Origin of the sequence: Luteimonas sp. RC10 (assembly GCF_014192745.1) — a bacterium.
Taxonomy (GTDB): Bacteria; Pseudomonadota; Gammaproteobacteria; order Xanthomonadales; family Xanthomonadaceae; genus Luteimonas.
Genome location: NZ_JACHYJ010000003.1, coordinates 83,194 through 108,411 on the forward strand (window position 1 = coordinate 83,194; position 25,218 = coordinate 108,411).

Annotated in this window: 20 protein-coding genes and 2 tRNA genes; 10 read left to right on the forward strand and 12 right to left on the reverse strand. The window is 69.3% G+C overall.

Translation table 11 applies throughout. The annotated features are described in order from the left end of the window. The first annotated feature begins 454 nt into the window (after positions 1-454). The 6 genes from pstS to rnt all read left to right on the forward strand — a co-directional run bounded on the left by pstS (position 455) and on the right by rnt (position 6,118). Positions 455-1,543, forward strand: a complete 1,089-nt coding sequence (gene pstS / locus FHW73_RS07315) for a phosphate ABC transporter substrate-binding protein PstS (protein ID WP_183426064.1) — start codon at positions 455-457, stop codon at positions 1,541-1,543. 203 nt (positions 1,544-1,746) lie between these two features. Continuing rightward, positions 1,747-2,721, forward strand: a complete 975-nt coding sequence (gene pstC / locus FHW73_RS07320; protein WP_183426065.1) for a phosphate ABC transporter permease subunit PstC — start codon at positions 1,747-1,749, stop codon at positions 2,719-2,721. Further along, positions 2,721-3,614: a phosphate ABC transporter permease PstA gene (gene pstA, locus FHW73_RS07325; RefSeq protein ID WP_183426066.1), complete on the forward strand. Its 894-nt coding sequence runs from the start codon at positions 2,721-2,723 to the stop codon at positions 3,612-3,614. The genes pstC and pstA overlap by 1 nt, the downstream gene beginning before the upstream one ends. A gap of 52 nt (positions 3,615-3,666) precedes the next feature. After that, the gene (gene pstB / locus FHW73_RS07330; protein WP_183426067.1) at positions 3,667-4,494 is read left to right on the forward strand and encodes a phosphate ABC transporter ATP-binding protein PstB; all 828 of its coding nucleotides are present in this window, start codon (positions 3,667-3,669) and stop codon (positions 4,492-4,494) included. Positions 4,495-4,653: 159 nt separating this feature from the next. After that, positions 4,654-5,358 (forward strand): phosphate signaling complex protein PhoU, encoded by a 705-nt coding sequence (gene phoU / locus FHW73_RS07335; protein ID WP_183426068.1) that lies wholly within the window; start codon positions 4,654-4,656, stop codon positions 5,356-5,358. A gap of 64 nt (positions 5,359-5,422) precedes the next feature. Continuing rightward, positions 5,423-6,118 carry a ribonuclease T gene (gene rnt, locus FHW73_RS07340; RefSeq protein WP_183426069.1) on the forward strand — a complete coding sequence of 232 codons (696 nt, stop codon included), beginning with the start codon at positions 5,423-5,425 and terminating at the stop codon, positions 6,116-6,118. Here the strand turns inward: rnt and FHW73_RS07345 are convergent. The 8 genes from FHW73_RS07345 to FHW73_RS07380 form a co-directional block, all read right to left on the reverse strand. Continuing rightward, entirely contained in the window at positions 6,093-7,223 is a 1,131-nt protein-coding gene (locus tag FHW73_RS07345; RefSeq protein WP_183426070.1) for a metallophosphoesterase, read from the reverse strand. The two genes, rnt and FHW73_RS07345, sit on opposite strands and share 26 nt — an antisense overlap. A 538-nt stretch (positions 7,224-7,761) precedes the next feature. Beyond that, a complete protein-coding gene (gene sugE, locus FHW73_RS07350) occupies positions 7,762-8,076 on the reverse strand; it encodes a quaternary ammonium compound efflux SMR transporter SugE (RefSeq protein WP_183426071.1) in 315 nt (104 codons plus the stop codon). A 166-nt stretch (positions 8,077-8,242) separates the two neighbouring features. Continuing rightward, on the reverse strand, positions 8,243-8,509 hold the full coding sequence (locus FHW73_RS07355; RefSeq protein ID WP_183426072.1) for a hypothetical protein: 267 nt from the start codon (positions 8,507-8,509) through the stop codon (positions 8,243-8,245). Positions 8,510-8,575: 66 nt separating this feature from the next. Continuing rightward, positions 8,576-9,340, reverse strand: coding sequence for a 23S rRNA (guanosine(2251)-2'-O)-methyltransferase RlmB (gene rlmB, locus FHW73_RS07360; RefSeq protein WP_183426073.1), 765 nt, complete (start codon positions 9,338-9,340; stop codon positions 8,576-8,578). A 78-nt stretch (positions 9,341-9,418) separates the two neighbouring features. Beyond that, entirely contained in the window at positions 9,419-11,899 is a 2,481-nt protein-coding gene (gene rnr / locus FHW73_RS07365; protein ID WP_255492798.1) for a ribonuclease R, read from the reverse strand. A gap of 623 nt (positions 11,900-12,522) precedes the next feature. Continuing rightward, a tRNA-Leu gene (locus tag FHW73_RS07370) sits at positions 12,523-12,609 on the reverse strand. Between the two features lie 72 nt (positions 12,610-12,681). After that, positions 12,682-13,974: an MFS transporter gene (locus FHW73_RS07375; protein ID WP_183426075.1), complete on the reverse strand. Its 1,293-nt coding sequence runs from the start codon at positions 13,972-13,974 to the stop codon at positions 12,682-12,684. Between the two features lie 192 nt (positions 13,975-14,166). Next, positions 14,167-14,253, reverse strand: a tRNA-Leu gene (locus FHW73_RS07380). A gap of 250 nt (positions 14,254-14,503) precedes the next feature. Between FHW73_RS07380 and FHW73_RS07385 the strand changes: the two genes are divergently transcribed. After that, positions 14,504-14,737, forward strand: coding sequence for a hypothetical protein (locus FHW73_RS07385; RefSeq protein ID WP_183426076.1), 234 nt, complete (start codon positions 14,504-14,506; stop codon positions 14,735-14,737). Positions 14,738-14,769: 32 nt separating this feature from the next. Here FHW73_RS07385 and FHW73_RS07390 read toward each other — a convergent pair whose 3' ends face one another. The 3 genes from FHW73_RS07390 to FHW73_RS07400 all read right to left on the reverse strand — a co-directional run bounded on the left by FHW73_RS07390 (position 14,770) and on the right by FHW73_RS07400 (position 20,090). Then, positions 14,770-14,985 carry a hypothetical protein gene (locus tag FHW73_RS07390; protein WP_183426077.1) on the reverse strand — a complete coding sequence of 72 codons (216 nt, stop codon included), beginning with the start codon at positions 14,983-14,985 and terminating at the stop codon, positions 14,770-14,772. Between the two features lie 104 nt (positions 14,986-15,089). Continuing rightward, on the reverse strand, positions 15,090-19,199 hold the full coding sequence (locus FHW73_RS07395; protein WP_183426078.1) for a chemotaxis protein CheB: 4,110 nt from the start codon (positions 19,197-19,199) through the stop codon (positions 15,090-15,092). Positions 19,200-19,316: 117 nt separating this feature from the next. Beyond that, positions 19,317-20,090 (reverse strand): Crp/Fnr family transcriptional regulator, encoded by a 774-nt coding sequence (locus FHW73_RS07400; RefSeq protein WP_183426079.1) that lies wholly within the window; start codon positions 20,088-20,090, stop codon positions 19,317-19,319. Between the two features lie 130 nt (positions 20,091-20,220). Here FHW73_RS07400 and parC point away from each other — a divergent pair, with 130 nt between their 5' ends. Together parC and FHW73_RS07410 are read left to right on the forward strand one after the other, a co-directional pair. Further along, positions 20,221-22,464, forward strand: coding sequence for a DNA topoisomerase IV subunit A (gene parC, locus FHW73_RS07405; RefSeq protein WP_183426080.1), 2,244 nt, complete (start codon positions 20,221-20,223; stop codon positions 22,462-22,464). A 45-nt stretch (positions 22,465-22,509) separates the two neighbouring features. Beyond that, complete coding sequence (locus FHW73_RS07410) at positions 22,510-23,160, forward strand: thiopurine S-methyltransferase (RefSeq protein ID WP_183426081.1); 651 nt, start codon at positions 22,510-22,512, stop codon at positions 23,158-23,160. 32 nt (positions 23,161-23,192) lie between these two features. Here FHW73_RS07410 and bfr read toward each other — a convergent pair whose 3' ends face one another. Continuing rightward, positions 23,193-23,690, reverse strand: coding sequence for a bacterioferritin (gene bfr / locus FHW73_RS07415; protein ID WP_183426082.1), 498 nt, complete (start codon positions 23,688-23,690; stop codon positions 23,193-23,195). Positions 23,691-23,828: 138 nt separating this feature from the next. Between bfr and FHW73_RS07420 the strand changes: the two genes are divergently transcribed. After that, the gene (locus FHW73_RS07420; protein WP_183426083.1) at positions 23,829-25,205 is read left to right on the forward strand and encodes an Hsp70 family protein; all 1,377 of its coding nucleotides are present in this window, start codon (positions 23,829-23,831) and stop codon (positions 25,203-25,205) included. Positions 25,206-25,218: the final 13 nt, after the last annotated feature.

Genomic DNA, 25,218 nt, shown 5'->3' on the forward strand with positions numbered 1-25,218 from the left:
CTCTCCCAGCCGGCCCGTGGCTGCGCGCTGCGTCCTTCCTTCCTCGACGGGCCTTCGGGCCCGTTTTTCATTGCGCCAGCGAGCGCCCCCACCCAACCCTCCCCCGCACGCGGGGGAGGGCTCAAGGGCTGCGACCAACTGCTCGCCTCCCCCACGCGCGGGGGAGGGCTTCAAGGGCCGCGACCAACTGCTCGCCTCCCCCGCACGTGGAGGCGGGCTTCAAGGGCCGCGACCAACTGCTCACCTCCCCCGCACGCGGGGGAGGTCGACGCGCGCAGCGTGTCGGGTGGGGGCAAACCCCGTCCGCGCCACCACTTGGGCCGATACCCGACGCGACACATCCAAGCGTCCATCCGCGTCCGCCCCCGACGTCATACGCCTGTAACAAAAACATCATTTCATGAGCGCACCCCGGCGGCGCGCTGCGTCGCCTCCCCCCACCTGGAGCTTGCGCATGTCCCGTCACCCGGCCCGCATCGGCGCACTCGCGCTGTCTTCCCTGCTCTTCCTCGCCGCCTGCGGCGGCAACGACACCTCGGCGGGCCAGACCGCCGATGGTGCGCCTGCCGCGCAGCAGGGCGCGCGCGATCGCGTCGCCGCCGAGATCTCGGGCGCCGGCGCTTCCTTCATCTACCCGCTGGTGTCCAAGTGGTCGGCCGACTACAACGCCGCCACCGGCAACAAGGTCAACTACCAGTCGATCGGCTCGGGCGGCGGCATCGCGCAGATCAAGGCCGGCACCGTCGATTTCGGTTCGTCCGACAAGCCGCTCGACAGCGCCGAACTGCAGGCCGCGGGCCTGGGCCAGTTTCCCTCGGCGATCGGTGGCGTGGTGCCTGTCCTCAACGTCGAGGGCCTGGCCCCCGGCCAGCTCAAGCTCACCGGCGCCCTGCTGGCCGACATCTTCCTGGGCAAGGTCGCGACCTGGAACGATCCGGCGATCGCCGCGCTCAACCCCGGCGTGACGCTGCCGGCCGGCAAGATCAGCATCGTCCACCGCTCCGACGGCTCGGGCACCACGTTCAACTTCTCCAACTACCTGTCCAAGGTCAGCCCCGACTGGAAGTCCAAGGTCGGCGAAGGCACCTCGGTGCAGTGGCCGACCGGAGTGGGCGGCAAGGGCAACGAGGGCGTGGCCTCGTACGTGCAGCAGATCAAGGGCTCGATCGGCTATGTCGAACTGGCCTACGCGCTGCAGAACGGCATGCCGTACGCCTCGCTGCAGAACGCGGCCGGCAACTGGGTGCAGCCGAGCGAAGCGAGCTTCGCCGCGGCCGCCGCGACCGCCGACTGGGCCAGCGCGCAGGACTTCAACCTGGTGATCACCAACGCGCCGGGCGCCGACGCCTGGCCGATCACCGCGACCAACTTCATGCTGATGCACAAGCAGCCCAAGGACGCGGCGCGCAGCCAGGCGACGCGCGACTTCTTCAAGTGGGCATTCGAGTCGGGGCAGGCACAGGCCAGCGAACTGCACTACGTGCCGCTGCCGCCGGAACTGGTGCAGCAGATCGAGGCCTACTGGGCCGCCGAGTTCAAGTGATGGTCCGTCCGCGCCCGTGCGAGCGGGCGCGGACACGGCGCGTCATCGTGGCGATGCGGGTCGCGCGGGGTGTCGATACCACGCGGGCCGGTCGCGACGATGCCCCAAGTCCCTGGATGACCAGCCGTTGAAGCGCGTTTCCCGCATTGCGCGGGCATGACGGCACCCGCCACCTGCGGCCCCACCTGCTTTCGGACCTCCCCATGAACGCCGCCACTGTTTCTGCCGCGCTTCCTGCTCCGAGCGACCGCGACCTGCGCGACGCGCGTGCCGATCGCCTGTTCCGCTTCGTCCTGACCACGACCGTGGTGCTGGTGATGCTCGCGCTGGCCGGCGCTGCGCTGTCGATGCTCTGGGGCGGACGCGATGCGCTCGCCTCGCAGGGCCTGTCGTTCTTCACCAGCGCCGACTGGAACCCGGTCGAGAACCGCTACGGCGCGCTCGCACCGATCGCCGGCACCATCGTCACCGCGCTGATCGCGATGATCATCGCGGTGCCGGTCAGCTTCGGCATCGCGTTCTTCCTGACCGAGGTCGCGCCGCGCTGGCTGCGCGGCCCGGTCGGCACGGCGATCGAACTGCTCGCCGGTATCCCCTCGATCATCTACGGCATGTGGGGCCTGTTCGTGCTGGTGCCGGTGATGACCACCTGGGTGACGCCCTGGCTCAACGACCACCTGGGCACGCTGCCGGGCATCGGCCTGCTGTTCCAGGGCCCGCCACTGGGCATCGGCACGCTGACCGCCGGCTTCGTGCTCGCGATCATGGTGATCCCCTTCATCTCGGCGGTAATGCGCGAAGTCTTTCTGACCGTGCCGACACGCCTGAAGGAATCGGCCTACGCACTGGGCGCGACCAAGTGGGAGGTCAGCTGGGACATCGTGCTGCCCTACACCCGCTCGGCGGTCATCGGCGGCATCTTCCTCGGGCTGGGCCGCGCGCTCGGCGAGACGATGGCGGTGGCCTTCGTGATCGGCAACTCGGTGCGGCTGACGCCGTCGTTGCTGGAGCCGGGCACGACGATCGCCGCACTGATCGCCAATGACTTCGGCGAAGCCACCGAGACCTATCGCTCGGCGCTGCTGCTGCTGGGCTTCGTGCTGTTCATCGTCACCTTCGTGGTGCTCGCGATCGCCCGCCTGATGCTGATGCAACTCGCCCGCCGGGAGGGCAAGTGATGACCGCTGTCGCTACCGTCACCGAGCGCGAACGCCAGGTCGCAGACCACCTGTACGCGCGCCGCCGCGTGCGCAACGGCATCGCGATTCTGATGGGCTGTCTGACCGCCGCGTTCGGCCTGTTCTTCCTGGGCTGGATCCTGTGGACGCTGGTCAGCAAGGCCGCCGGCGGTATCAACCTGCAGTTGTTCACGCAGATGACGCCGCCGCCGATGCAGGACGGCGGCCTGCTCAATGCGTTCTTCGGCAGTGCAGTGATGTGCGCACTGGCGATCGCGATCGGCACACCGCTGGGCGTGGCCGCCGGCACCTGGCTGTCGGAGTACGGCCGGGCACGCAAGGCCGGCGTGGTCGTGCGCTTCATCAACGACATCCTGCTCTCGGCGCCGTCGATCGTGCTCGGCCTGTTCGTCTACACGCTGTTCGTGATGCAGACCGGCGGCCGCTTCTCGGCGTTGGCCGGCGCGATCGCGCTGGCGTTCATCGTGCTGCCGGTCGTGGTGCGCACCACCGACGAGATGCTGCAACTGGTGCCCACGCAGATGCGCGAAGCCGCATTGTCGCTGGGTGTGCCGCACTGGAAGGTGGTGGTGCAGGTGCTCTACCGCAGCGCGTCGGCCGGCATCGTCACCGGCGTGCTGTTGGCGCTGGCGCGCATCAGCGGCGAAACCGCACCGTTGCTGTTCACCGCGTTCGGCAATCAGTACTGGAACAGCGACGTGCTGCGCCCGATGGCGAGCGTGCCGGTGGTGATGTACCAGTACGCCGGCAGCCCCTACGAATCCTGGCAGCAGCTGGCCTGGGCCGGCGCGCTGGTGCTGACCTGCTTCGTGCTGCTGGTGAGCCTGGGCGCCCGCGCGATCCTGCTGCGCAACCGGGTGACGCATGACTGACGTGGCGCCCCGCCTTCCCGACCCTGCACCCTCCTTTACACCGGATCCGGCCATGAACGACCTGCATACCGCGCCGTCGCAACGCATCCAGCTGGCGACCCATGCCCGCGAAGCGCTGGCCCCGCGGCCGGTCAAGATCGCCGCGCGCGGCCTGGACTTCCATTACGGCGACTTCCACGCGCTCAAGGGCATCGACCTTGAGATTCCCGAAAAGCGCGTGACCGCGCTGATCGGCCCTTCGGGCTGCGGCAAGTCGACGCTGCTGCGCATCTTCAACCGCATCTATGCGCTGTACCCCAAGCTGGTGGCCAGCGGCGAAGTGCTGCTCGACGGCGAGAACATCCTCTCGCCGCGCTACCCGATGAACCGACTGCGCTCCAAGGTCGGCATGGTGTTCCAGAAGCCGGTGCCGTTCCCGATGACGATCTTCGAGAACGTCGCCTATGCGATCCGCCACCACGAAAAGCTCTCCAAGGGCCAGCTCGCCGACCGCGTCGAGCAGGCCCTGACCCAAGCCGCACTGTGGGGCGAGGTCAAGGACAAGCTCGGCCAGAACGCGCTGGGCCTGTCGGGCGGCCAGCAGCAGCGCCTGTGCATCGCACGCGCGGTGGCGCTGCGCCCCGACGTGCTGCTGCTCGACGAGCCGACGTCGGCGCTCGACCCCATCTCCACCAGCCGCATCGAGCAACTGGTCGAGGAACTGAAGGTCGATTACACGATCGTCATCGTCACCCACAACATGCAGCAGGCCGCGCGCGTGTCCGATTACACCGCCTTCATGTACCTGGGCGATCTGATCGAACACGACACCACCGAGACGATCTTCTCCAACCCCTCCAAGCGGCAGACCGAGGACTACATCACCGGCCGGTTTGGGTGAGGGGCGCGCGTGGTCGAGGCCCTCCGGCCTCGACCGCGCCCCGAACGCCTGGCCAGGGATGGCCGGGCCGGTCGATCCGACGCCGGCGACACCCCGCCATGGATGGCGACGCCCTTCCCAAGACGATTGCTTCTGCGCCTTCCTTTCCAGGTAACCACCATGCCCACCCAACCGCACGACCACATCGTCAAGAGCTACGACGAAGAACGCAGCCGGCTGACCGGCGAGATCCTGCGCATGGGCGAGATGGCGGCCGCGCAGCTCGAATCGGCGCTGGACGTCGTCGAGCGCCGCGACGACCGCGCGGCCGACCGGATCGTCGCCAACGACGATGCGATCGACATCCTCGAGCGCGAGATCAGCCAGGACGTCATGAAGCTCGCGCTGCGCGGGCCGATGGCGCGCGACCTGCGCGAAATCCTGGCCGCACTGCGCATTGCCGCTGACATCGAGCGCATCGGCGACTACGCGGCGAACGTGGCCAAGCGCTCGACCGCGCTCAATCTCGCCCCGCCGCTGCCGCATACCCGCGGCCTGGCGGTGCTGGGCGAACTGGCCGTGCGCCAGGTGCGCGAAGTGCTGGCCGCGTTCCGCGACACCGATGCCGAGGCGGCGCAGCGCGTGCGTGCCCAGGACGTGGAGATCGACACGGTCTACACCAGCCTGTTCCGTGAACTGCTGACCTACATGATGGAAGATCCGCGCGCGATCACGCCGAGCACCCATCTGCTGTTCATGGCCAAGAACATCGAGCGCATCGGCGACCACGCGACCAACATCGCCGAGAACATCTGGTTCCTCGAGCACGGCGACGATGGCCTGCCGCCGCGCGAGAAGCGCGACGGGACCAACACGGTCGTCTGAACGGAGGGCGGCGGGACCGCTGCGGCGGCCGAACCGCGGGCGGCGCTCTGCTAGGCTTGCGCGCATGCCTGAGATCGACGCGCCGGCCGCTGCCGCCCCCACTACCCTTCCGCCGATGGCCCGCCGCTTCCGCGGCTTTCTGCCCGTCGTGGTCGACGTGGAGACCGGCGGCTTCGACGCGCGCCGGCACGCGCTGCTGGAGATCGCCGCGATCCCGCTCGACCTCGACGCCGACGGTCGCCTGTTCCCTGGCGAATCGGCACATGCGCACGTCGAGCCGGCGCCGGGCATGACGATCGATCCCAAGTCGCTGGAAGTGACCGGGATCGACATCCATCACCCGTTCCGCTTCGCCAAGCCCGAGCGCGATGCGCTCGAGCACGTGTTCGCCCACGTGCGTGCGGCGGTGCGACGGCACCAGTGCCAGCGCGCGATCCTGGTCGGCCACAACGCGCATTTCGATCTGGGTTTCCTTAATGCCGCAGTCGAGCGCAGCGGCCACAAGCGCAACCCGTTCCATCCTTTCAGCGTGTTCGATACCGTGACCCTGGCCGGCGTGGCCTACGGTCAGACCGTGCTGGCGCGCGCGGTGCAGGCTGCCGGCCTGACCTGGGACCAGTCGCAGGCGCACTCGGCGCTGTACGACACGACACTGACCGCGCAGCTGTTCTGCCGCATCGCCAATGCCTGGCCGGCCATGGCCGCGCCCGCCGACACCGACGCGCCGGCGGCGCTCAGTCCGCCGCCCGACGCAGCGTGATCAGCGTGATCTCGGACGGCACGCCGATCCGGGTCGCAAAGCCCGGCCACAGCCCGGCACCATTGCTGACATACAGCTGCATGCCGTCGACTGGATAGAGCCCGGATACGAAGCCGCCATTGGCGCGCGCGATCACGCGATCCATGCCGATGATGTGGCCGCCATGCGTGTGGCCCGAGAGCTGCAGCGCGACCCCGCGCGCGGCATGTCCGCGGGCCTCGCGCGGGCGGTGATCGAGCAGGATCACCGGCGCATCCGGATCGGCGCCAGCCAGTGCAGCCGCAGCATCGGGCTTGGGCATGCCATAGCGCTCGGCGACCGGATCGGTCACGCCGGCGATGGTCAGCGCGGCATCCCCGCGCGCGATGCGCAGGTGCGCGTTCTCGAGCACCGTCATGCCCAGCGCAGCAAACGCATCCATCCATGCGCGGTACTGACCGTAGTACTCGTGGTTGCCGGTGATCGCGATGACTCCGTCGGGGGCGCGCAAGTCGGCGAGCGGACGTACGTCGTCCCTGCGCGCATGCACGCTGCCGTCGACCAGGTCGCCAGTGATGACGATCAGGTCCGGGCGTTGCGCATTCGCACGCGCGACGACCTCGGCGACCCAGTCGCCGGTCAGCAAGCGGCTGGTGTGGATATCGGTCAGCTGCAGCAGACGATAGCCCTCGAAGGCCGGCGGCAGGTCGGCGATCGCGATCTCGACCTGGCGCACCTGCGGCACCACCATCGCCTGCCAGGTGCCGTACAGCGACAGCAGCAACGCCAGCGCCGCCGCACCCGGCCGCAGCCAGCGTGCACGCAATGCCGACAACGCACGGCGACGGCGCAATGCCCAGCTCGCGAGCGTCGCGAGGTCGAGCAGCAGCACCAGCAGCGCGGTGAGCAGCAGCGCCACGAAACCGGTGCCGAGCGCGGCGATGACCAGCTTCGGCAGTTCGGGCGACGCCATGCTGCCGGCGAAGCGCGCGACGATGCGGTGATGCAGCGCCAACCCGTAGATCAGCGCCGCCAATACGACGCGCAGCGGCCAAGCACAGCGCAAGGGCAGTACCAGCCGCAGAGCAAGATAGGACGCGAGCAGGAGGGCGACGACACTGAGCACGACGGATTCCAGGCAGCGGTGGGCCGGCGCGTGCGCAACGTGCCGACGTGGGGGCTGGCTATGGTCTTCGATGCGGGGCGCCGGTGCCAGAGGCGCGGCGGCGATCGCGATGCACTGAGGCCGAAGGCGCTCGACTTCTTCCAGCGGGCGACTTTGCCTCTATCCGAAGTCGGGTTGTATACGTCCGCAGCAGCGGACTGACGGTCGGTGGCCGCGTCGAGCGCGCCATGGGTGAGCCCGCTTTAGCTCGCGCGGCATGCCGCGCGAGCGGGCGAACGCCCGGCGCGCTGCGCCGGGCCGGACCGATCCGAGAAGCGGAGCGGGCGCGCGCCCGAGTCAAGGCAGGGTGAGCATGGATGGCGTGCGCGGCACTGCCGCGTATCCATGCGAACGCCACGCGTGCTTCGCGTGGCCGGACCGCGAAGCGGCCTTGCCGAGGGGAGAGCGGCTTCCGGCTGGCAGGCAGCTGCCCACTCGAAGTGAAACGCCCTCTCCCGCATTAAAGAGCAGCGCCTCACTTCGACGCGAACCGCGCAGATCAGCTGGCGAGCTTGAGCCCGATGATGCCGGCGACGATCAGCGCCAGGCTGATCAGGCGCCCCGGACTCGCTGCATCGCCCATCAGCACGATGCCCAGGATGACGGTGCCGACCGCGCCGATGCCGACCCAGACCGCATACGCGGTGCCGACCGGCAACGCGCGCATCGCGATGCCAAGCAGACCGACACTGATCACCATCGATGCCACCGTGCCCACTGTGGGCCAGAACCGGGTGAAGCCTTCGGTGTACTTCAGGCCGATCGCCCAGGCGATCTCGAACAGACCGGCCAGCACAAGAATGATCCAGGACATGATGCACCTCCATCGTGGCGATGGGGCCGTCCCCGGATGTGGATGGAGCGGCGGGGTCGTCCCCGCTTCCTGCGCGGCATTCTGGCGCAGGCCATGACGCGAGGGATGACCGCGGCCTGACCCGCCGCCGCCAAGATCGGACGCACCGTGATCGGACGCGTCGCCGTCAGTGCGGACCGGTCGCCCGGCTGCGGGCGCTCAGCGTGCGGACGATGCCGAACAGGCTGATTGCGATCCACGCCAGCTGCATCGCCAGCACGGTCACATCGAAGCCGCCGTAGAGCGAAAGCACCACGCCGATGGCGCCGAACAGATTCAGCAGCAGATACGGCAGGCCGGCGCCCGACAGCCGCGTGACCTGCAGCAGGAAGTACGCCAGCACGATCAGCGACGCACCGACGATGCCGCACCATTGGTGCCAGAGCAGGTCCATGCCGTTCTCCTCTACGCGGAAACCGACCGCATCATCCGCCTGCCTGCCCCGGCGGGCAAGCACGGCTCACCCCAGGCGCTGGCGCACCGCTTCGAACAGCACCACACCCGAGGCGACCGACACGTTCAGGCTCTCCACGCCGCCCGCGGCATCGGCGCCGGGCATCGGAATGGTCACCAACTGGTCGCAATGCTCGCGGGTGAGCCGACGCAGACCATCGGCCTCGCCGCCGAGCACCAGCGCGACGTTGCCGCGCAGGTCCAGGCCATACAACGAGGCGCTCGCCTCGCCGGCCAGACCGTAGATCCACACGCCGAGCTTCTGCAGGTCGCGCAGGCTGCGCGAGAGATTGGTCACGCGCACGACCGGAACATGGTCGGCGGCGCCGGCCGAGGTCTTGCGCACCGTCGCGTTGACCTGGACCGCCTTGTCCTTGGGGATCAGCACCGCGGTGACCCCGGCCGCCGCGGCGCTGCGCAGGCAGGCGCCGAGGTTGTGCGGGTCCTGCACGCCGTCGAGCACCAGCAGCAGCGCGCGGCCTTCGGCCGCTTCCACCAAGCCCTCGAGTTCGTTCTCGTCCCAGGTCCGGGCCGCTGCGTAGCGTGCGACCGCGCCCTGGTGGCGCAGGCCGGCGGCGACGCCGTCGAGCGCCTGCTGCGCGACCCGGCGCACGTCGATGTCGCGCCGGCGCGCGGCGGTCTCGATCTCCACGATCCGCGGGTTCTTGGCTCCCGCCTCGAGCAGCACTTCGCGTACGTTCTCGGCGTCGTGTTCGACGGCCGCGGCGACGGCATTGATGCCGACGATCCACTGGGTCTGTTTGCTGCTCATGCGTCGGGCTTCGGGCTCAGGAGGGCTCAAACGTTTCGGGGCCGAGGCGCGGGCCCCGGCCCCGAAAGGGCGTCCATTCTACCGGTAGGGCGCCTTCTCGCGCTTCGCCGGCTTGCCGCGCGGTGGCGGCGGTCTCGGCTCGCCGGGCTGCGGCGTGCCGTCCTCGACCAGACGGAAGTCGATCTTGCGGTCTTCCAGGCTGGCCTTGAGCACGAGGATGCGCACGCGGTCGCCGAGCCGGAACTCGCGGCCGGCACGCTCGCCGATCAGCATCCGGCGGATGGGATCGAAGCGGTAGAAATCGTTCGGCAGTTGGGTCACGTGCACCAGGCCGTTGACCTTCGACTGGTCGAGCTCGACGAACAGCCCGAAGCTGGTCACGCCGCTGATGACGCCGTCGAACTGGCCGCCGACATGCTTTTCCATCCACGCCGCGCGGTAACGCTCGTCGACTTCGCGCTCGGCCTCATCGGCGCGGCGCTCGCGTTCGGAGCATTGCAGCGCCAGGCTTTCCATCATTCGCGGGGTGTAGTCGAATTTCGCCAGCGGCTTGCCCGAGAGCACGTGCTTGATCGCGCGATGGACCAGCAGATCGGGGTAGCGGCGGATCGGCGAGGTGAAGTGGGCATAGGCCGCCAGCGCCAGGCCGAAGTGGCCCAGGTTCTCGGTCGAGTAGACCGCCTGGCTCTGGCTGCGCAGCAGCACCGACTCGAGCAGCGTCGCATCGCTGCGATCGCGGATCTTCTTGAGCAGATTGGTGAAGTCCTTGGGCTGCACCTTCGCCCACGGCGGCATGCGCAGCGCGAATTCCTTCAGGAACTCCAGCAGATCGGTGTACTTGGACTCCGGCGGCTTGTCGTGCACGCGGTACGGCGCCGGAATGCCGGCCTCGAGCAGGAAGCGCGCGGCCTCCACATTCGCGGCGATCATGCATTCCTCGATCAGCTTGTGCGCGTCGTTGCGCACCAGCATGCCGGCCTGGGTGACCTCGCCACGGTTGTCGAGCACGAAGCGCACTTCCGAGCTCTCGAACTCGATCGCGCCACGCTTGGCCCGCGCCTTGGCCAGCACGCGGAACAGCTGGTGCAGGTGCTCGACCTGCGGCAGCAGCAGCGCGCCGATCGACGCGCGCGCATCCTCGTCCTGCTCGCCCACTGCCTTCCACACCTGGGTGTAGGTCAGACGGGCGTGCGAGTTCATCACCGCCTCGTAGAACTTCGCGCCGCTCACCTCGCCGTCGCGACCGACCTGCATGTCGCAGACGAAGCACATGCGGTCGACCCGCGGCATCAGCGAGCAGATGCCGTTGGACAGCGTCTCGGGCAGCATCGGTACGACGAAACCGGGGAAATACACGCTGGTCGCGCGCAGCTGCGCTTCATCGTCGAGCGGCGTGCCCGGCCGCACATAGTTCGAGACGTCGGCGATCGCCACCACCAGACGGAAGCCGTCGCGGTTGGGCTCGCAGTACACCGCGTCGTCGAAGTCCTTGGCGTCCTCGCCGTCGATCGTCACCAGCGGCAATGCGCGCAGATCGACGCGGTCGCCAAGCATGCGTTCTTCGACCGTCAGCGGCACCGCCGCGGCTTCCTCGAGCACCGGCTGCGGGAACTCGTGCGGCAGATGGTGGCCGTGGATCGCGGCCTCGACCACCAGCGACGGGGTCAGCGCGTCGCCGAGCACCGCGAGCACCTTGCCGATCGGCGGTCGGCGCGCGTCGCCCGGGGCGACGATCTCGCAGACCACCAGTTGGCCGTCCTGCGCGTCGAGCCGCGCGTCCTGCGGGATCTGCACGTTGCGCTGGATCCGGCGGTCGTCGGGCACCACGAAACTGATCCCCGACTCCACCGAGAACCGGCCGATCAGCCGGGTCGTGCGGCGTTCGAGCACTTCGACGATGACCCCGGCGCGGCGGCCGCGTGCGTCGACGTTGGTCAGGCTGGCCATCGCGCGATCGCCATGCATGACCTTGCGCATCTCGGCCGGCGGCAGGAACAGGTCATCGCCGCTGCCGCTGTCGGGGCGCAGGAAGCCGAAGCCCTCGGGGTTGGCGATCACCGTGCCGGGGATCAGGTCCAGCCGCTTGGCCGGCACCAGCCCGCCACGGCGGTTCTGCAGCAACTGGCCCTCGCGCAGCATCGCCGCGAGCCGTTTGCCGAGCGCGTCGAAGCGCTCCGGATCGGTCAGATCGAGCGCCTGTGCCAGTTCGGTCGCGGTCTGCGGTCCGGGGGCGTCGGCGAGCAGTTGCAGGATCGCCTCGCGACTGGCGATCGGGTTGGCATAGCGGGCCGCTTCGCGGTTGGCATGCGGATCGTCGATCCGGCCGCCACGCGACACCGGCGGGCGTGGAGCCGGCGGGGTGGGTTCGGCAGGCGGGCGCGCTCCGGGGCGCGCACCCGACCGCAACGCACGCTGCAGACCGGGATCGGGCATCCATGGCGGCAGCGGGGCCGCCGGCTTGCCGCTACGTGAGGATCCGCCGGCGTCGCCGCGCTTGGCGGCGGGGGCGGGACGTTCGGAATCGCGGCGGCTGCCGTGCTTGCTGGGAGGTTTTGCCATTCCGGCCATGGTACACCCGGCGCTGCGAGGCCCGCGTCGAGAGCGGCCTCGCCGCTGCGCGCGGGGATACGGTTAAGAACAGAAGTGAGTTTCCGCTCTCGAGTGCGGGAGGGGTTCACTTCGGATGGGCAGCCGCCTGTCGGCCGGAAGCCGCTCTCCCCTCGGTCAAGGCATCCTGCCTTGACTCGGGCGCGCGCCATCCTTGGCGCGCTTGACGCGGCCACCGGCCGTCAGTCTGCTGCTCAGGACGGCTGCCCCCCCCGACTTCGGGTCGATGAAACATCGCATGCTGGGGCGGACGTCATGCGCCTTTTTCGGCAACCGTGCTGGGCCGAGCTGAGATAGCAGGCACACGTGAGCGAAGGACGTTCCGCGCACGCCAACGCACCGATGCGAACGCCACCCGTACTTCGCGTGCCGGATCGCGAAGTGGCTCTGAGCGAGGGGAGAGCGGCGACCGGGCGGCGGGCCGATGCCCCACCGAAGTCCCCCGGCACTGGAGAAGGACCAGAGCCACCGGAGAAGCTTGGGCAACCACCGAACGCTCCCCAACGCCGGGAGACAGGCACAAAAAAACCCGCGCCTGGCGGGTTTGTTGTCGCAGTCGGTAAGGCTGCGTGACCTGGTGCCCAGGAGAGGACTCGAACCTCCACGGAGTTGCCCCCGCTAGCACCTGAAGCTAGTGCGTCTACCAATTCCGCCACCTGGGCAGGTCAGACGCGCATTCTGCGGTGCGCGTGCGCTGCTGTCAACGCACCAAGTCGACCGGTTCGCCAAGGGCATCAGGCGCGCGGTGCATCGTCGGCCCGCGACGCATCCTCCTCCTGCTGCTCGCGATCGAGCGAGGCCTGCACCATCGCCTCGCTGACCCGGAACTCCGCACCGATCGGCGAGACCTGCACCACCGGCTCGAACGGGGCGGCCGGCAGCGGTGCCGGCGACGTGCTGCGTCGCCACAGGAACACGCAGGCCAACAGCAGATTGAGCACCAGGAACGACCAGAACAGCCCCTGCGCGCCGACCCGGTTCATGACCGGCGCGATGACCAGTGGGCTGAGTGCGGCGCCGACGGAGTTGACCAGCAGCAGGCCCTGGATCAGCCGCACCAACTCGTCGGACGCGGCGCGGTCGGCCGAATGGCTGACGGCGACCGGATAGATCGCAAACACGCCACCGCCGAGCAGGAACAGCAAGGCCGCCAGCAACCAACGCGCGTCGGGCAACCACAGGATCGCCAACGCCAGTACCGCGCACGCCAGGCTGAGCACCAGCAACACCACCTGCCGGTTCTGCCGGTCCGACCAACGGCCGACCGGGTACTGCAGCACCATCGCGCCGAGAATCGTGCAGGCCATCAACTGACCGACTTCGGCCACGTCCATGCCCACGCGCTGCAAGTAGATCGGCAGCAGGGTGTAGATCGCCGCGATCGCGACGCCCGAGCCGAAGCAGCCGAGCACGCCCGAGGGCGTCACCCGCAGCAGATCGCGCGGCGTCAGCGGCTCGATCGCCCCGGTTTCGGGCGAAACCCGCGGCAGGATCACCACCGGCAACACCGACAGCGAGCCGAGCATGCCGGCAACCATGAACGGCGCCATCGCCCCCCAGCCGTTGATGATCCCCAGCTGCAGCTGGCCGAGCATGCCCGAGCCGTACAGCGCGATCATGTAGACCGCGAGCAGGCGCCCACGCATGCGCGAATCGCCGGCGAGCAGCAACCAGCTCTCGACCACCAGAAAGATGCCGACGATCGCCCAGCCGTTGATCAGCCGGAACACGAACCAGGCCCAGGGATCGAACACCAGCCCCTGCAGCAGGAATGTCACCGCCGTCAGCGAGGCAAAGCTGCTGTAGGCGCGGATATGCCCGATCCGTGCGATCAGCCGGTCGCTGAACATCGCGCCCAGCGCCAGGCCGACGAAATACGACGAGGACACGATGCCGATCATCGTGTCCGACACGCCCGCCGCGTCCAGCCGCAACGCCGTCAGCGACGAGACGAAGCCGTTGCCCAGGCAGACGATGAACAAGCCCAGCAGGGGGCCCAGCACCAGCTTCAGCAAATCTCGGGACACGACGCGCGCGCTCCTGTCCACCGGTGCCGGGACCGTGCGGACCGGTCGGCAGAACGATCGCCGTCGGACACGCCCGGCGCGTGTCGCGACGCCCTTCCTGGCCGCCGCCGCAGGCGCGTGTCAGGAACGGCAGGGACAAAAAAACCCGCACTTGGCGGGTTCGTTGTCGCAGTCGGTAAGGCTGCGATGACCTGGTGCCCAGGAGAGGACTCGAACCTCCACGGAGTTGCCCCCGCTAGCACCTGAAGCTAGTGCGTCTACCAATTCCGCCACCTGGGCAGGTCAGGGCGCGTATGTTGTCGATCCGCGCACGGCTTGTCAACGCGTTTGCGCGCGGCGTTCGAGCGCGCTCGCGCAGCCCCGGCGCAAGGCGCACGCGGAAGGTCGGTTTGCAATGGCTTCCGGCAGTCACCGTGCACGCGAACGGCGCTGCACGCACCGGCGACATGGCCGCCGCTACACCGCAGTGGTGGATGTGCCGTCGCGCGCCGCCGGCGACGCGCCCTCCCCCCGGCCACAGGACGACCCGATGGCGCCGCCACAGCCACCGATGGATGCACAAGCCAGGCACGCCGCCTGGCTGCACGACCTGCGCAATGCGGCCAATGGTGTCGGCATCGCGCTGGAGATGATCGAGCTGTTGCTCCAGCACGACGATCGCCCAGCCGTCGTCCGCAGCCTTGCGCGCGCGCAGCGTGGCTGCGCGCACCTGCTCGCCCTGGTACGCGCGCCGATCGAAGACGAATCAGACGCGTCGTCGTAGCACTCGCGGCCGTGCCAGGCCGGCGCGACGGCTCAGCCGGCGTCGCGCGTGGGCTTGCGCAGGCCGCGTGCAGCGCCCGCATCGCCCCGCGGCGGGGCGCCGTCGACCGCACCGGGCTGCACCGCCGGATCGTTGTGGTCGTCCTGGTCGCGCTTGGCGGGCGACTCGCCGGGCGCGCGCGGCCCGTCCGGCGCGCGGTCGCGTTCCAGCGGCCCGCGCCGGCCATCATTGGATTCGTCACGGCCCATGATGGACCTCCGTCGGCAGGAGCCGCCATCGTCGGGCAGGCGGCGCGAGCGCAGGTGACACGCGCGCCGCCGACGCCGCCGCAGGCTGCAATTGCTGCGCAGGTTCAGGCCTGCGGTTGGCGCTTGGCCAGCACGTCGCGCATCGCCGCCGCCAGTGCATCCATCGACAGCGGCTTGCTCAGGTGCGCATCAAAGCCCGAGGCACTCGCCTCCTGGATGTCGCTGGGCCGGGCATAGCCGCTCAGCGCCACCAGCGCGAGCCGGTCGGCACCGGCCAGCGCGCGCGCCTTGCGGGCGAAGGCATAGCCGTCCATGCCGTCCATGCCGATGTCCGACAGCACGACATCGAAGGCCTGCGCTCCCAGCCGTTCAAGCGCCTGGGCCGCATCGTGGCAGACCACGACCGAGGCGCCCTGCAGTTCCAGCAACTGCGCCAATCCGTCGGCCGTGCCGACATCGTCGTCGACGACCAGGAGCCGCAGTCCGTCCCAGCGCATCGCATCGTGTCGACCATCCGACTCGCCCGGCCCGAACAGCGGATAGGTGAAACGCGGCAGCCACAAGGTGAACGTGGCGCCCCGCCCGGGGCCGTCGGAATGGGCTTCGATCCGGCCGCCGTGCAGGTCCACGAGTTGGCGCACCAGCGACAGCCCGATGCCCAGGCCACCGCGCCGACCGACCGCGCGACCGGTCCCCTGCCCGAACAGGTCGAAGATCCGCGGCAGCGACTGCGCATCGATGCCCTGCCCGGTGTCTTGCACGCACAGGCGCACGTAGTTTTCCTCGACTCCGACTACCAGCGAGATCTGCCCGCCCTGCGGGGTGAACTTGATCGCGTTGCTGAGCAGGTTCCAGACGATCTGCTCGATCCGCGATGCATCGCCGCGCACCATGATCGGTGCGTCGGGGATCTGCATCCGGAACTCGATGCCCACCGACGCCGAATCGAGCCGCGCGACCTCCACCAGCTCGGTGACGACCATGCCCACGTCGACCGGCTCGGGCTTGAGCGCGAGCTTGCCAGTGCGGATGCGCGACATGTCGAGCAGGTCGTCGATGATCTTGGTCTGGCTGCGGATGGCACGTCGCACGGTTTCGATCGAGGCGATCGCGCTCGACGACTCGCGCACGCCCGGCAGCCGGGCCATCAGCTCGGTGTTGACGCTGATCAGGTTCAGCGGATTCTTCAGCTCGTGCGACATCACCGCCAGGAACTCGTCGCGCAAGGTGACCGAGGCCTCGGCCTCGTAGCGCCCCGCCCACGATGGCGCGCCGCCCTTGCGCCTGGCGCCGAGCAGCAATACATAAGCGACGACCTCATCCTGCGCGCGGATCGCCGAGAGCGCGACCCGGCATTGGGTGCGGTCGCCGCGGCGATTGCGGTACCAGCGCAAGCCCTCGACCGCCATGCCGGCGCCAGCCTGGGCAAAGTCGTGCTCCGGTTGTCCGCTGTCGCGTTCCTCCTCGCCGTAGAGCGCATCGACCCGCATGCCCAGCAATTCGCGCTCGCCGTAACCCAGCAGATCGACGACGCCACCGCTGGCGGAGATCACCTGTCGCTGGCCATCGGCGACCAGCACCGCGACATCGGTCGGGGCCAGGACGCTGGCGTCGGCCTGGCCGCGCCGTTCGCCGGCCGGGCGCAGGCTGGTGGTGTCGACGAAGGTCAGCACCGCGCCATCGATCCGGTTCTCGGCGGTGCGGTAGGGCACCACGCGCGCGACGTACCACTTGCCGTCGGTGCTGCGGATCTCGCGCTCGATCAGTTGCAGGGTCTCGAACGCATTGCCGGCGTCATCGGCCAGCTCCGGGTACTCCAGCCGGTGGGTGATGTCGAGCAGGCAGCGGCCGACATCGCCGGGAATGATGTTGAAGATCAGCTCGGCCTTGGGCGTGTAGCGCTTGATGCGCAGCCCGGCATCGACGAACACGGTGGCGATATCGGTGGAGCTGATGAAATTTTGCAGGTCGTCGTTGATCTTCGCCGTTTCCTCGACCTTCGATTTCAGCTCGTGGTTGACGGTGATCAGTTCCTCGTTGACCGACTGCAGCTCCTCCTTGCTGGTCTCCAGTTCCTCGGTCGCCGAGCGCAGTTCTTCGTTGATCGACTGCAGTTCCTCGTTGGAGGCCTTGAGCTCCTCGTTCGAGGCCTCGGACTGCTCGATCGTGGCCTGCAGCCGGTCGCGGGTGCGCTGCAGTTCCTGCTCCAGGTGCAGCAAGGCCCCACCGTCGTCGGCCCGGCGATCGTCCGCGGGCGGCGGTGCCTGGGCCGCATCGCGTTCGTCGAACATGACCAGCAGGAAATCCGCACCGGCGGTCTGGTCGCGGAACGGTTGCGCGGACAGACACAGCTGCCGCGCCGGCGCATCGCCTGTCTCGCCCGCGTCGAGCCGCACCATGGTCTCGGCCCGGCCGTTGCTGTGCAGGGCCTGGTAGAAGGTCGTGCGCAGGTCCAGGCGCAGCGCCGGGTCGATGACCGCCATCAGGTTGCTGCTGGGCTCGCCGCCGGCAAATCGCAGGTAGCGGCCCGCACCGGGCGACATGTGCAGGATGTTGGAGTCGGCATCGACGATCAGGCTCGGCGGCGCATAGGCCTCGAGCACACGCTGGTGCACGTCGGCGAACGAGAATTCCTTGCGCCGGGTCCGTGGCGGCGCCTCCTGCAACGGGCCGGCCTCGACCACCCGCGAGGGCGGCATCGCCAACGGACGCGTGCCGCGGGCCTGGGCGCGCGCGCGGAAGATCCGATTGCGCTTGTCCACGACCTCGAAGTACTGCGCCGCCGCGTCGGCCGATTCGGAACTGCCCAGAAACAGCAGCCCGCCAGGACGCAGCGCGAAGTGGAACAGCTCCAGCAGACGCATCTGGATGTCGCGATCGAGATAGATCAGCAGATTGCGGCAGCTGATCAGGTCCACGCGCGAGAACGGCGGGTCGCGCAGCGCGTTGTGCAGCGCGAACAGCACGCGGTCGCGGATCGCCTTGTTGACCCGGTAGCGGTTCTGTTCCTTGGAGAAGAACTGCCGCAGCCGCGCCGGCGGCACGTCGGTCAGGATCGCCTCGGGGTAGAGACCCGTTCGGCCGGTCGCGATCGCGTGTTCGTCGATATCGCTGGCGAAGACCTGGAAGCCCCGCGGCGATGCCAGGCTGTCGGCATGGTCGGCCAGCAGGATCGCGATCGAGTAGGCCTCCTCGCCGGTGGCACAGCCGGGCACCCAGACCCGTGGCCCGCTTTCGCGATCGTCGAACAGGCCGGGCACCACGTCGCGCTCGAGCGCTTCGAAGGCCTCGCGATCGCGGAAGAAGTTGGTCACGCCGATCAGCATGTCGTCGAGCAGTGCCCGCGGCTCGTCGATGTCCCGGCGCAGGTGCTCGCAATAGGCCGACAGGTCGCTCTGCAGGCTGACTTGCATGCGCCGCTCGATCCGACGCAGCACGGTGGCGCGCTTGTAGTGGCGGAAATCGTGCCCGGTACGGCTGTGCAGGATCTCCAGAATGTCGCGGATCGCCCGCTCGGGGGCCTCGCCGGTGGCCGGCGCCGTCTGAAGGATGTGCTCGGCCTGCGGCTCGGGCCGCGGCAATTGGATCCGGCTGGCATTGCGCCACAGCTCCACGAGCTTGCCCGGGATCTCGACCGCCGGCAGCACGAAATCCACCCGGCCGCTGGCGATCGCGCTGCGCGGCATGTCCTCGTACTCGGCGTCCTCGGGAAGTTGCGCGATCGCCACCCCGCCCTGCTCCTTGAGACGGGCCAGGCCAACGGTACCGTCGCTGCCGGTGCCCGAGAGCACGATGCCGATCGCCCGATCCATGTGCGCATCGGCCAGGGTGCGGAAGAACCGGTCGATCGCGATATGCCGCCCGGGCGGCCGGTCGACGTCGCTCACCCGCAGGTAGCCGTCGTTCATCGTCAGCGACTTGGCCGGCGAGATCACATAGACGTGGTTGGGCTCGATCGGGGTCGGCGTGTTGACCTGGATCACCGGCATCCGCGTGCAACGCTGCAGCACCTGATCGGCCTGGCTCTCGTGCCGCGGCGATAGATGCAGGATGACCACGTAGGCCATGCCGCCGGTCGCCGGCGCCTGCTCGAACAGGCGACGCAACGCGACCAGGCCGCCGGCAGAGGCGCCGATGCCCACCACCGGAAAGCTCAAGTGGCTGCGCAATGCCGCGTCCTGCCCGTACGGCACGCCGGTGTAGCGGTCGGTCATCGTGAATCACGCGGGGTCGTCATGACCGGCATCATGCGCTGCCAGCGCGGTCAAAATCCAACACACGGCCGCGACGCGGCCATCGCCATGCAGCGCCTGTGAGGCGCCTGCGGACGGTTACAGCCCGGCGGTGGCGCGCAGCGTCGCCAGGTCGACCAGATCGATACGACGTGGATCGTCGAAGGCGAGCGCGCCGGCCTGACGCAGTTTGGTGAAGCTGCGGCTGACGGTCTCGATCGTCAGTCCGAGGTGGTCGGCGATGTCGGCACGGGTCATCGGCAGATCGACACGATCGACGCGGCCGCCGCGGCGCTGCTGGCGCTCGGCCATGTCGACCAGGAAGCCCGCCAGCCGTTCGCTCGGGCCCAACCGGCCGAGCAGCATGAGACTGGCGCGGGTCGCGTCGAGCTCGGTGCAGGCCTGCGCGAGCATGCCGGCCTCGAGCTCGGGATAGCGTTCGCACAGCCGACGCATGTTCTGCATCGGGAACACGCACAGCACGCACTCGGTGATCGCCTCGATCGTGTGCTTGTAGTGCGCGGCGCTGCTGAAGCCGATGAAATCGCCTTCCATCAGGAAGCCGGCGACCAGCCGGCGGCCGTCGGGCAGCAGCCGCACCCGGCGCAGCATGCCGCGGGTCACGGTGTAGACGTCCCGACGCGGGCCGCCCTCGTGGACCAGCGTGGCGCCGGCCGGCAGCACGACCTCGCCGGCCGCGGCCTCCAGGGCATGGGTCTCGGAGGCCGGCAGCGCGGCGCAGACCGCCAGATGCCGGCTCAGGCAGGCTTCGCAGCCCGAGTGGGAGGCGCGTCGGGGCGAGCCCGACAGCGGATGGCGGGCGCCAGAGGAGGCGGGGTCGGAGACTCCGCGCGCGCGCAGCTTGGTATCCATGGGACCGCATCATAGCGCGACCGGGCGCAATTCCTGTATTCGCCCCCCGTTCGGCCCAGCCAGGGGGGCGGCTCGTCCCCTGCGACCGGCACCCGCTAGAATCGCCGGCTCCCCCGCAGCCGCAGTCCCGATGACCGAGTCCGTCCGCCCCGCCTTCCATGGCTTCGAGCAGCTGCCGCTGCGCGAGTTCGCCGAGCGCGCCTACCTCGATTACTCGATGTACGTGGTGCTCGACCGTGCGCTGCCGTTCATCGGCGATGGCCTCAAGCCGGTGCAGCGCCGCATCGTCTACGCGATGAGCGAGCTGGGCCTGGGTGCGTCCGCCAAGCCCAAGAAGTCCGCGCGCACGGTCGGCGATGTGATCGGCAAGTACCACCCGCATGGCGACAGCGCCTGCTACGAGGCGCTGGTGCTGATGGCGCAGCCGTTCTCGTACCGCTATCCGCTGATCGACGGCCAGGGCAACTTCGGCTCCAGCGACGATCCCAAGTCGTTCGCGGCGATGCGCTACACCGAGTCCAAGCTGACCCCGATCGCCGAGATGCTGCTCTCCGAGCTCGGCCACGGCACGGTCGACTGGACCGACAATTTCGACGGCACGCTCGAGGAGCCCTCGTGGCTGCCCGCGCGGCTGCCGCACCTGCTGCTCAACGGCACCACCGGCATCGCGGTCGGCATGGCCACCGACGTGCCGCCGCACAACCTGGGCGAGATCGTCAGCGCCTGCGTGCGCCTGATCGACGATCCCGACGCCAGCGTGCGCGATCTGTGCGAGCACGTGCGCGGGCCCGACTACCCGACCAGCGCCGAAATCATCACCCCGGCGTCCGATCTGCTGCAGATGTACGAGACCGGCCACGGCAGCGTGCGTGCCCGCGCGACGTTCGAGAAGGAACACGCGAACATCGTCATCACCGCCCTGCCCTACCAGGTCTCGCCGTCGAAGGTGATCGAGCAGATCGCTGCGCAGATGCGCGCCAAGAAGCTGCCGTGGCTGGAGGACATCCGCGACGAGTCCGACCACGCCAACCCGGTGCGCGTGGTGCTGGTGCCGCGGTCGAACCGGGTCGATGCCGAGCAGCTGATGGGCCACCTGTTCGCGACCACGGACCTGGAGAAGAGCTACCGGGTCAACCTCAACGTCATCGGTCTGGACGGCAAGCCGCAGGTCAAGAATCTCAAGACGCTGCTGAGCGAATGGCTGCAGTTCCGCACCGACACCGTCACCCGCCGGCTGACCCATCGGCTGGAGAAGGTCGAGCGCCGCCTGCACCTGCTCGACGGGCTGCTGATCGCGTTCCTGAACCTCGACGAGGTGATCCGCATCATCCGCACGGAGGAAGAGCCGCGCCCGGTGCTGCAGGCGCGCTTCAGGCTCAGCGACGAGCAGGTCGACTACATCCTCGAGACCCGTCTGCGCCAGTTGGCGCGGCTGGAAGAAATGAAGATCCGCAGCGAGCAGGCGGAGCTGGAGGCCGAACGCGATCGCCTGATCGCCACGCTCGACAGCAAGGCCAAGCTGCGCAAGCTGATCAAGGACGAGTTGCTGGCCGACGCCAAGAAGTTCGGCGACGCCCGCCGCTCGCCGCTGGTCGTGCGCGGCAGCGCGCAGGCACTGGCCGAGACCGACCTGGTGCCCAGCGAGCCGGTGACGATCGTCGTCAGCGAGAAGGGCTGGGTGCGCGCGGCCAAGGGGCATGATGTCGACCCGGCCGGGCTGTCGTACCGCGAGGGCGACCGCCTGCTGGCATTTGCACGTGGACGCAGCACGCAGCAGGTCGCCTTCCTCGACTCCAACGGCCGCAGCTATTCGACGATCGCCCACTCGCTGCCGTCGGCGCGCGGCAACGGCGAGCCGTTGACCGGCCGCTTCTCGCCGGCCGCGGGCGCCGCGTTCCAGACGATCGCCACTGGCGACAACGACAGTCGCTTCGTCGTTGCGTCCTCGCACGGTTACGGCTTCGTGACCCGGTTCGAGAACCTCACCGGCCGCAACAAGGCCGGCAAGGCGATGCTCTCGCTCTCGCCGGGCGCGGCCGTGCTGCAGCCGGCGGCGGTCCGCGACGCCCAGGCCGACCGGCTGGTGGTGGTCACCAGCGCCGGTCACCTGCTCGCGTTCCCGGTCGCCGAACTGCCGGAACTCGACAAGGGCAAAGGCAACAAGATCATCGAGATTCCCAAGGCCAAGCGTGGGACCGAGCAGGTCGTCGCGCTGGCCGTGGTGTCGCCGGGCGGCGCGCTGCTGGTGCAGTCGGGCGCGCGCACGATGACCCTGGCGTTCAAGGACCTCGACGCCTACATCGGCGCGCGCGCCAGCCGCGGCGGCCTGCTGCCGCGCGGCTGGCAGAAGGTCGAGGGCCTGTCGGTGGAGTGACGGCCTGCGCCGTCACCCACCATCGATTTTTTTCGGAAGACCGCCATGCATCCCGAGTTCTGGCATGAGCGCTGGCGCACGCAGCGCATCGGTTTCCACCGTGACGCGCCGCTGCCGCTGCTGGTCGCGCACTGGCCGACCCTGCGCCTGCCGGCCGGCGCCCGCGTCTTCGTGCCACTGTGCGGCAAGTCGCTGGACATGGTGTGGCTGGCCGAACAGGGCCATCGCGTGCTCGGAGTCGAGCTGTCGGAGCTGGCTGTCCAGGCGTTCTTCGACGGGCGTGGGCTGACGCCGCAGATCCACGACACCGCGGCTGGCCGGCACTACACCGCCGGCCCGTTCGAGCTGATCGTCGGCGATGCCTTTGCGCTCGATGCGAGCGTGCTGGCCGACTGCGCGGCGGTCTACGACCGGGCCGCGATGATCGCGCTGCCGCCGGACCTGCGCGCGACCTACGCCGCGACCGCGTGGCGCCGGCTACCGGCCGGTTGCCGTGGACTGCTGGTCACGTTGGTGTATCCGCAGCACGAAAAGGCCGGGCCGCCGTTCTCGGTGGACGCCGACGAGGTGCATGCGCTGCTCGATGCCGATTGGCATGTGAACCTGGTCGAGCACCGCGACATCCTCGCCAGCGAGCCGGACTTCGGCACGACCGCGCTGTCGACCGCGGTCTGGCAGGTCGCGCGACGCGACTGACGCGCCGCGCAGCGCGCGCATGCGTGGCGCTTTCAGCCCACGCCGGCGTGCGTGCCTTCCGCCTCGCCCATGCGGCTTTGCTGGTAGTTCTGCAGGCCGATCATCTCGATCAGGCGCAGCTGCTTCTCCAGCCAGTAGGTGTGGTCTTCCTCGGTGTCCGAAAGCTGGGTCACCAGCACCTGGCGGCTGACGAAGTCGCCATGGCGCTCGCACAGCGCGATGCCCTGGGCCAAGTGGTCGCGCACCGCGTACTCGAGCGCGAGGTCCTTGCGCAGCATCTCCTCGACCGTACGACCGGGCTCGAACGCCTCGGGGCGCATGTCCGGATCGCCCTCCAGGAACAGGATGCGGCGCAGCAGCGCATCGGCGTGCTGGGTCTCCTCCTCCATCTCGTGGTTGATCCGCGCATAGAGCTGGTGCAGCCCCAGATCCTCGTAGCGGCGCGAATGGATGAAGTACTGGTCGCGTGCGGCGAGCTCGCCGCGCAGCAGGAACTTCAGGTAGTCGACGACTTCGGGATGGCCTTTCATCGGGGGGCTCGCAGGTCCGGGAATGGGCGCAGTATGCCCAGTCGGCCGCGACGATGATCGGATGCAAATGCATGCATTTCGCATTCTCAGGGCCAGCCACGTAGACTCGCCCGCCCCTCCGCCTCCCGACCTGCGCAGATGAAGATCGGTATCGACTTCGGCACCAGCTACTCGGCCGCCGCCGCGCGCATCGGCGACCGCCTCGAACACATCCGCTTCGGCGGGCAGGCGCAGTTCCGCACCGCGGTGTATTTCCCGCGCGCCGTGCCCGACGTGGCCGACTTCGCACTGACCGACGCGATGGAGGCGCAGGTCGCCGAGATCGTGCGCGACCTCAAGGCCGCGCAGACCCGCGCCGGCACCGCGGCACGCAGCGAGGCACAGCTGCGCGGCGACGCGGTGCGCATCGTGCGCAGGCAATGGATGGAACAGCAGATGCGCGAGGCCGAGACCTCGGTCGCCGATCTGCAGGACGCGGTGTTCGGCGAGGAGGCGATCGAACGCTACCTCGAGGACGGCACTGGCAACCTGGTGCAGTCGCCCAAGTCAATGCTCGGTTTCAATCTGCATCCGCGCGCCCGCGCCACCATCGCCGGCATCGCCGCACACATCCTCGAGCACATCCGGCTCACCGCGAGCCGCCAGTTGGGCACCGTCGTGCGCGAGGCGACACTGGGCCGGCCGGTGCGCTTCCGCAGCTCGATGGGTGAGGCCGGCGGCGAGCAGGCGCTGGCGATCCTGCGCGAGGCCGCGGGCATCGCCGGTTTCGACACCGTGCACTTTCTCGAAGAACCGGCGGCCGCTGCATTGCATCACCACGCGATCAGCCCACAGCGCCAGACCACCCTGGTCGTCGACATCGGCGGCGGCACCACCGACATCGCGCTGGCGAGCATCGGCGGCCACGATGCGCCGCAGGTGCACCGCGCCTGGGGCATCGCCAATGGCGGCACCGACGTCGACATCGCGCTGAGCCTGGCCCGCGCGATGCCGCTGTTCGGCAAGGGCGTCACGCGTACGCCGGTGCACCACTTCGTCGAGGCCGCGACCGTGCAGGACCTGCCGCGCCAGCGCGAGTTCCACCGCCACGACTACCGCGACGTCGTGGCGCCGTACGGCGCGCGCCTGCAGGCGCTGCAGGACGAGGGCGGCACCACCCGGCTCTACCGCGGCATCGAGGCCATGAAGGTCCGGCTCAGCGACGTCGCCACGGCGGTGCAGCCGCTCGACTTCATCGAGCCGGGCCTGCGCGTGGACGCCGAGCGCGCCGATCTCGAGGCCGCCGCCGCGCGCTTCCTCGACCAGATCGGCGGACTGCTCGACGAGGTCCGCGCCGACCTGCCGCAGCCGCCCGACACGCTGTTCCTGACCGGCGGCATGTCCGGTGCGCCCTACGTGCAGGCTGCCGCGCGGGCGCGGTTCCCGCAGGCCCGGGTCGTCCGCGGCGACCCGTCGCTGGGCGTGGTGTCGGGTCTGGCCGAGCACGCATACAACGCGCCCATCGCCGCGGGCTGAGCGCCGCGGCACG

Excerpts from the sequence above, each read along its gene's own strand:
- pstS (WP_183426064.1), top strand. The coding sequence starts at position 455 with ATGTCCCGTCACCCGGCCCGCATCGGCGCACTCGCGCTGTCTTCCCTG.
- pstC (WP_183426065.1), top strand. The coding sequence starts at position 1,747 with ATGAACGCCGCCACTGTTTCTGCCGCGCTTCCTGCTCCGAGCGACCGC.
- pstA (WP_183426066.1), top strand. The coding sequence starts at position 2,721 with ATGACCGCTGTCGCTACCGTCACCGAGCGCGAACGCCAGGTCGCAGAC.
- pstB (WP_183426067.1), top strand. The coding sequence starts at position 3,667 with ATGAACGACCTGCATACCGCGCCGTCGCAACGCATCCAGCTGGCGACC.
- phoU (WP_183426068.1), top strand. The coding sequence starts at position 4,654 with ATGCCCACCCAACCGCACGACCACATCGTCAAGAGCTACGACGAAGAA.
- rnt (WP_183426069.1), top strand. The coding sequence starts at position 5,423 with ATGCCTGAGATCGACGCGCCGGCCGCTGCCGCCCCCACTACCCTTCCG.
- sugE (WP_183426071.1), bottom strand. The coding sequence starts at position 8,076 with ATGTCCTGGATCATTCTTGTGCTGGCCGGTCTGTTCGAGATCGCCTGG.
- FHW73_RS07355 (WP_183426072.1), bottom strand. The coding sequence starts at position 8,509 with ATGGACCTGCTCTGGCACCAATGGTGCGGCATCGTCGGTGCGTCGCTG.
- rlmB (WP_183426073.1), bottom strand. The coding sequence starts at position 9,340 with ATGAGCAGCAAACAGACCCAGTGGATCGTCGGCATCAATGCCGTCGCC.
- rnr (WP_255492798.1), bottom strand. The coding sequence starts at position 11,899 with ATGGCAAAACCTCCCAGCAAGCACGGCAGCCGCCGCGATTCCGAACGT.
- FHW73_RS07385 (WP_183426076.1), top strand. The coding sequence starts at position 14,504 with ATGGCGCCGCCACAGCCACCGATGGATGCACAAGCCAGGCACGCCGCC.
- FHW73_RS07390 (WP_183426077.1), bottom strand. The coding sequence starts at position 14,985 with ATGGGCCGTGACGAATCCAATGATGGCCGGCGCGGGCCGCTGGAACGC.
- FHW73_RS07395 (WP_183426078.1), bottom strand. The coding sequence starts at position 19,199 with ATGACCGACCGCTACACCGGCGTGCCGTACGGGCAGGACGCGGCATTG.
- FHW73_RS07400 (WP_183426079.1), bottom strand. The coding sequence starts at position 20,090 with ATGGATACCAAGCTGCGCGCGCGCGGAGTCTCCGACCCCGCCTCCTCT.
- parC (WP_183426080.1), top strand. The coding sequence starts at position 20,221 with ATGACCGAGTCCGTCCGCCCCGCCTTCCATGGCTTCGAGCAGCTGCCG.
- FHW73_RS07410 (WP_183426081.1), top strand. The coding sequence starts at position 22,510 with ATGCATCCCGAGTTCTGGCATGAGCGCTGGCGCACGCAGCGCATCGGT.
- bfr (WP_183426082.1), bottom strand. The coding sequence starts at position 23,690 with ATGAAAGGCCATCCCGAAGTCGTCGACTACCTGAAGTTCCTGCTGCGC.
- FHW73_RS07420 (WP_183426083.1), top strand. The coding sequence starts at position 23,829 with ATGAAGATCGGTATCGACTTCGGCACCAGCTACTCGGCCGCCGCCGCG.